The 1,249-nt window shown below is 64.1% G+C and carries 3 protein-coding genes; 1 reads left to right on the forward strand and 2 read right to left on the reverse strand.

Annotated features, from left to right (window positions below; translation table 11 throughout):
* Nucleotides 1-293 precede the first annotated feature (293 nt).
* Both MOV75_RS38745 and MOV75_RS38750 read right to left on the reverse strand, forming a co-directional pair.
* The gene (locus MOV75_RS38745) at nucleotides 294-512 is read right to left on the reverse strand and encodes a DUF2273 domain-containing protein (protein ID WP_246932766.1); all 219 of its coding nucleotides are present in this window, start codon (nucleotides 510-512) and stop codon (nucleotides 294-296) included.
* Nucleotides 513-582: 70 nt separating this feature from the next.
* Nucleotides 583-816: a hypothetical protein gene (locus tag MOV75_RS38750; RefSeq protein ID WP_246932768.1), complete on the reverse strand. Its 234-nt coding sequence runs from the start codon at nucleotides 814-816 to the stop codon at nucleotides 583-585.
* Between the two features lie 264 nt (nucleotides 817-1,080).
* Here MOV75_RS38750 and MOV75_RS38755 point away from each other — a divergent pair.
* The coding region (locus MOV75_RS38755) for a DUF6481 family protein (protein ID WP_247008105.1) at nucleotides 1,081-1,249 on the forward strand (169 nt) is incomplete at its 3' end.

Raw genomic sequence — 1,249 nt, forward strand, 5'->3', positions numbered from 1 at the left:
GCCGCCGGCTGGCCGGCGTCCCTTGGGGGCCTCGCGTCCTGGGCTTGCGCCGACAGCGCGAGCAGCGACATGGCCGAAACCAAGGGAATAATGATCTTCATGCGGCTGGACGCACTCATGCGTGCTTGACCCCTGCTCTCTCGATTGCCGTGGTGCCTGGCGCGATAGACGATTCGCCTCGCGCCGGGCATGATGCCGGCTGGCATAGCTGACCTGCTTTGGTCGGCGAAGTCCCGTTACAAATGGTTAAGATCAGGGCATTTTTCGGCCCAAGCGGCCACGCTGGACCGCTTCTAGCGGGCCGGCTCGATCACGTTGCAGTTGCTGCGCCCGGACATCAGGCAGTCCTGCATCTTGCTGGCCGCGGTGAGGTCCCGGGCGAGCCACCAGCCGACACCGAGGATCATGATCGCGATGATCAAGCCGGCGATCGCGCCGCGGCGGTTGTCACCGGAAGGAGGTTTCGGCTGGGATTTCGGCTTCTCGCCCGGTTCGGGCTGGGATGTGGACATGGTTACCTGGTCGCGGGGCAAGCCCCCTTATCACCTCTGCGACGTCCCGTCACATCTCCGGTCAGCCACCTCAGCCTCGGGTCGCCCGGATCGCATCCTTGCGGGAGGTTTCGACCGCCGGGGTCGCCTGGACCCGCGGGGCGCAGGTCGTGAGCACGAACGCGGTCTGTGTGCATTCCCAGTCCGCTCCCAGGACGGCACTCTCGATCGGCTGCGGACGACTGAGCAGCAGCATGGCACCGGCCACGGCTACCAGGACGAAGGCAATTGCGAGCGCCTTCAGGCTTGGTCTCGAGATCGGCATACCCGTTCTCCGTATCGGGGCGGACGCTAGGCCCCGCCCTCGTGGTCCCCTTATGAGGGACATCACAATTCGGCAGTTTTTCCGGGCTACGAGAGATCGTCGGTGGGGGCGATTTTTCGTTGACCTGATCGGCTGCGATTATGGGTGGCTTCGCGACGCGCACCGATGTACACGCTTCTGCGTCGCGTGGCGCCCGCTATGCCCAGCCGACGTACCAACACGCAGTGATGTAGGGCTGAAAGTGAGGAAGACAAGGTTCGTTAGATGAGTGGATTCAGGGAACCAGGCTTCTCCGACCGACAAAAGGCGGCGCAGGAAGCACGCAAAAATCTTTTGAACAAGTTCAAGTCGCAGCCGGGTCACGACGATCCGGCGGTCGCGGCACGACGCGCCGAGCGCGAGGCACTCGCGGCCAAGCGCGCCGAGACAAAGG

It is taken from the genome of Bradyrhizobium sp. PRIMUS42 (assembly GCF_023006515.1).
In the GTDB taxonomy this organism is placed as follows: domain Bacteria; phylum Pseudomonadota; class Alphaproteobacteria; order Rhizobiales; family Xanthobacteraceae; genus Bradyrhizobium.